Origin of the sequence: Spiroplasma sp. hy2 (genome assembly GCF_044714365.1) — a bacterium.
In the GTDB taxonomy this organism is placed as follows: domain Bacteria; phylum Bacillota_I; class Bacilli_A; order Mycoplasmatales; family Mycoplasmataceae; genus Spiroplasma; species Spiroplasma phoeniceum.
Genome location: NZ_RXFZ02000076.1, coordinates 1 through 4,737, shown reverse-complemented (window position 1 = coordinate 4,737; position 4,737 = coordinate 1). Strand labels below are relative to the sequence as shown.

Genomic DNA, 4,737 nt, shown 5'->3' with positions numbered 1-4,737 from the left:
CAATATTAAATGACAAGGAGATAAATAATTATGTGAAAAGATGAAAATGGTTATGTTTATACAGAAGAAGATTTATTTAATTTAGCATTAGATGAATGTTATTCAGAAGAAAGTGCTTATGAATATATTGATAATTTAATTAATGAAATGGAATTAGAGGAAATTTAATTATGGAAGATTTAAAATTAAATAATGAAGTTAAAAATATTACTTATCCGTTTTATTTAAAAGGAAATAATTTTAAAGAATTAAGCTTAAAAGCATTAACAATTAAAAAGTGAATTGATGAAAATGGACAAGAATTAGCAGAATTTATATATCGACAACAAGCTTGATTAATAAATGGAGAATATAAATCACAATCACTAAAAGATTTAAAATTAGTAGTTTCAAAAATTGATTATATTTTTAGAGAACCATTAGAATTAATAAAATCTTTTAAAGATGAATTAAATTTTATTAGAAAAGATATTTTGAATTTAGAAAATAATATTAAGAATAATCATGATTCTTTAAAAAATAATGTTATTAATATTCAATTTCAAAAACAAAATGAAATTATTGAAACTCATAAAAAAGAACAATTTTTAGAAATTAAAAGTGTAGCAAAACAAGAACAAGAATTAAAAATTATTACTAGTAATTTTCGTAAAGAAAAATTATTAATTAAAGATATTGAAATATTAGGTATTAATGATGATTTTTTACAAAAAGCCGATAAATTAGAACTTATTAATCTTATTAAAAATTATTTAACTATTGATGAACAAATTGTTAAAAATGAAATTAAATATCAGTGAGATAGTAATAATGATATTAATTTAATTGGGGTTAAAGGTATTAATTTTAAAATAAATAAAGGAGAAAAATAACATGACAAATATTGTAGAATTTTTAAGAACAGATAAGGCAACTGATTGAATAAAAAGTAAATTTTCTAATGAAAATGAAATTGCAAGATTTAAAAGTAATATAATTGCAATATCAAATAGTAATGAATTATTACAAAAAGCAGATCCAAAAACAATTATGACTGCTTGTTACCAAGGGTCATTATTAAATTTACCAATGGAAAAACAATTTGGTTATGCTTATGTTGTTCCTTATAATACTAAAATAACAAGAATTATTAATGGTCGTGAAATACAAGAATGAGTTAATCAAGCCCAATTTCAAATGGGTTATAAAGGTTATATTCAATTAGCCCAAAGAAGTGGTCAATATTTGGATATGTCAGTATCAGATGTAAAAGAAAATGAATTAGTAAATTATGATCGTTTAAAAGGAACTAGTTTTAATTGAATTCAAAATGAAGATGAAAGAGAAAAATTACCAATTATAGGTTATGTAGCATACTTTAAAATGGTTAATAGTTTTGAAAAAACTTTATATATGACCAAAGAACAAATGGAAAATCATTTTATGAAATATTCTAAAACTTATGCTAAAAATAAATCATTTTATATTGCTAGTTTTGATGAAATGGCCCTTAAAACCGTATTAACATCATTATTAAGAAAATGAGGTATTATGTCGGTTGAATTACAACAAGCATATAAATCAGACCAAGCAGTTATTACAACTAATGATGAAAAGATTTATATTGATAATGATAGTAGTGTCGCCAAAAATAAGGGGCAGATGAGCGATGAACCATTATCAAATAAAAATAATTTTACCCCGCCTAATGATGAAATAGTGGCCATAAACGATAATGTAGTTAAAGAAGAAGATATATCAAATGTAGTACCAGCAGTTAATAATAACAATGACGAGGAATGAGCAACTTGATAAAAATAGGTATTGACCCATCAGGAACTGGTACTACTGCTATTGTTATATATGAAGATAATAAATTAATTAAACAAAATGAATTTACTAGTAAATATTGAAAAGAACATTATAAATTTATTGATGAATTTATAGATGAATATTTATATTCAGATTATTATGTAAAAAATAAAGGTGAACTTTTTCCAAAAGGATTAAATATTGAAGATTGTTTATATACATCTGCTAATGCTAGTAAAGATAGAGATGATTTATTAAGATTACTGGGTGCGATTGAAAATACTTGAGTTAGTTATAATTGAGTATCACCACGCCATACTAAATCAGTTGTTAAAAATATGGAAAATTTAAGTAAATATAATGATAGTTCTGTATGAAAATATGAAAAAGATACTAATTTAACTTATGAATATGGTAAAGGTTGAAAATATAATAATGAGAAAATAAGTAATCATTTACGAGATGCAATTATTATTGCTAATTATGAAAGTTAATTTATGAAACATTCATATAATCAAAAAACAGGAAAATATTATTCTTGTAAAATTCGGAATATAAATATTTACTTAAATGAAAATGAACAAAAAGTTTGAAATGAATTTAATGACTTTACTTATTCACAACGAATAGAACATCTTATTAATTTTTATATAAAACACAATAAAGAAAAATAAAAAATAACCAATTAAGGTTATTTTTTAAATACTATTTGTTAATTTTTTAATAGCATCTTTTTGTGCTTGTTTTTTATTATTAACTTTAACTTGTTTTTTAACATTTTTAATTTGACCTGTTTTTAATGCTAATTCTGTTGCATAATCAGGTCCTCGTAAATGTTTTTCGTGTGCAATAACAGCAGTTCTTAATTCTCTGATTTCTGCTTTATATTTTTTAATTTTTTTAGCAGATAATCCTAGAATACCAAGACTACCCATTCCACCTGCACCTGCTAACACAAGTAAAGCAATCATTAATGTTTCGTTCATTTTCTTTAATTCCTTTCTTATCCTTACTCAAACAGTGGCCATCTATTCTTTCAGAACAAAATAATTTATAAATTAAACTATATAACCACCCAAAAATATCAGCCACCCCTAATATATAGTCTATTTTATTCTTTACTATTTAATATTTCTTTTGCTGTTTCTATTACTGTTTTTTGTTCTTTTTCTTCTGATTTATTTTGCTTATTTTTTAACTCTTCTTGTTGTTTTTTAATAAATTCACTTTGCATATTATTAAATATCTCATCATTTATACCATCTAATTTATTTCATGCTTTTGCTATTCGTGGTTGAATAACACGCGGATTAATTCGACAATCTAAACAATGTCTTAAATGGTCTTTTTTTCATTTTGATTTATCAATTCAAATAATAATTAAAGAAATTATTAAAGTAATTAAAGGCAATATTGTAAATACTAATCCCATTTTAGATATTTTTAATCGTGGAATATCAATTTTCATATCTACTTTTGGTTTACTACTAGCAACAAATATGCCTTGAATTCCATGTGTAAATAAAGGTGTTAATAATATTGCTATGCCATTACCTCAATATTGACCATAATTATATCAATTAATATTATCTTTTATTGCATTAATCATTCCATATTCTAATCAACAATTTAATAATAAAAATATTAATGTATAAAAACTAACTACTCAACTACGAATTTTATATTTTCTTTCTCATTCTCTAATATCTTTATGAGTTCAATTATAAGTTGGAATAGGATCTTTTTTAAATCAATTTCAAGGTAAGGCACCCTTTAATCAAGTTGTTTTATCTTGTTTCATAATTAACTTACCAATTTTCTTTCTAAATAAATACCCTCAATTTGAAATGGATTTAAATTGTGTAAACAACTAATTAATCCAGTGGTGCTTATTTGAAAAATAATCTGTTGATCAGAAATAACAATTCCAACAGCAGTATCTTTATCAAAATTTTTAAAAGTTCTTAAATAAATATTTGGCACAAAATTAGCATTTGCTCATAACTGATAAATATAATTTACTTTATCAAAATTTTTAATTTGATAATTATCTTTTTTAACAAAATCACTAGTATCAACTACTTCTCATTTACTTTCACTACTAATAGTAATATCACCATTACCTAATAATGAATTACCATTAATAGTTTTAATATTTGCTCCACTTATTAATTTATCTTGTTTTGTATTAAAATCTTGTGATGTTTTTACAATATATTTATTATCAACTTTATCAATATAATCTTTATTTAAATCACTGTCTTTAATAACATCTGATGGTATATCGCCACCTTGTTTTGCTTTTCAAACATTATTTTCATAATAAATTGTATCATTGTCAAATGGAACTATTAATTTAATATACTCGTTATAATCAATTTTAGAAAAGTCATTAATAATAGGATAAGTAATATTAATACTATTATCAGTTTGTAACCGCTCTTTTAATCAAAACAATAATGTTGAATAAAAAGTTTTTTTACTAATATGTTTATATTCTTCTTCTCATGGATGAGCATAATTATCTAAACTATAATTATAAGGTCTAGATACTGTTTTACTAGATATAATATCAATTATTTCACCAGCTAACTTTAAAGCATTTTTAACATCACGAGTAATATTTTCATTTGCTTCTGGGTCATTAGTTTGTGAATATGCTACACCACCTTGTGAAAATGAAGCACTACCAGTTAAATCATTAACTCCTTTTGGTAAATATCAATTTATAACTGCTAATAAACAAGCAGATTGAATATAACTTAATCATTTATCATATTCAATTAAACCAGTATTATCTTTTTTTACTCAGGGAAATAAATCTTTTTTATTTATTTTATCGGAAATTGTTCCACCTGATAATCTATCCATTCATAAACTAGTTTTTAAAATAGCATTATAAATTAAATTATCATTATAAGCAGATTGTTTTCTATCATTAATRGT

Annotated in this window: 8 protein-coding genes; 5 read left to right on the top strand and 3 right to left on the bottom strand. The window is 23.0% G+C overall.

The window, feature by feature from the left end:
* The first annotated feature begins 30 nt into the window (after positions 1–30).
* The 5 genes from EHV01_RS03335 to EHV01_RS03315 are packed head-to-tail and all read left to right on the top strand — an operon-like array spanning position 31 to position 2,465.
* Positions 31–168, top strand: coding sequence for a hypothetical protein (locus EHV01_RS03335; RefSeq protein ID WP_157944213.1), 138 nt, complete (start codon positions 31–33; stop codon positions 166–168).
* 2 nt (positions 169–170) lie between these two features.
* A complete protein-coding gene (locus EHV01_RS03330) occupies positions 171–872 on the top strand; it encodes a hypothetical protein (RefSeq protein WP_422065656.1) in 702 nt (233 codons plus the stop codon).
* 1 nt (position 873) lies between these two features.
* Positions 874–1,794, top strand: coding sequence for a recombinase RecT (locus tag EHV01_RS03325; RefSeq protein WP_422066193.1), 921 nt, complete (start codon positions 874–876; stop codon positions 1,792–1,794).
* The gene (locus EHV01_RS03320; protein WP_422066192.1) at positions 1,779–2,285 is read left to right on the top strand and encodes a hypothetical protein; all 507 of its coding nucleotides are present in this window, start codon (positions 1,779–1,781) and stop codon (positions 2,283–2,285) included. Before EHV01_RS03325 ends, EHV01_RS03320 begins: the two co-directional genes overlap by 16 nt.
* 3 nt (positions 2,286–2,288) lie before the next feature.
* Positions 2,289–2,465, top strand: coding sequence for a hypothetical protein (locus EHV01_RS03315; protein ID WP_422066191.1), 177 nt, complete (start codon positions 2,289–2,291; stop codon positions 2,463–2,465).
* Positions 2,466–2,489: 24 nt separating this feature from the next.
* Here EHV01_RS03315 and EHV01_RS03310 read toward each other — a convergent pair whose 3' ends face one another.
* From EHV01_RS03310 to EHV01_RS03300, 3 genes are all read right to left on the bottom strand, one after another.
* Positions 2,490–2,777 (bottom strand): hypothetical protein, encoded by a 288-nt coding sequence (locus tag EHV01_RS03310; protein WP_422066190.1) that lies wholly within the window; start codon positions 2,775–2,777, stop codon positions 2,490–2,492.
* 125 nt (positions 2,778–2,902) lie between these two features.
* Complete coding sequence (locus tag EHV01_RS03305) at positions 2,903–3,592, bottom strand: hypothetical protein (RefSeq protein ID WP_422066189.1); 690 nt, start codon at positions 3,590–3,592, stop codon at positions 2,903–2,905.
* A gap of 2 nt (positions 3,593–3,594) precedes the next feature.
* The coding region (locus EHV01_RS03300) for a hypothetical protein (protein WP_422066188.1) at positions 3,595–4,737 on the bottom strand (1,143 nt) is incomplete at its 5' end.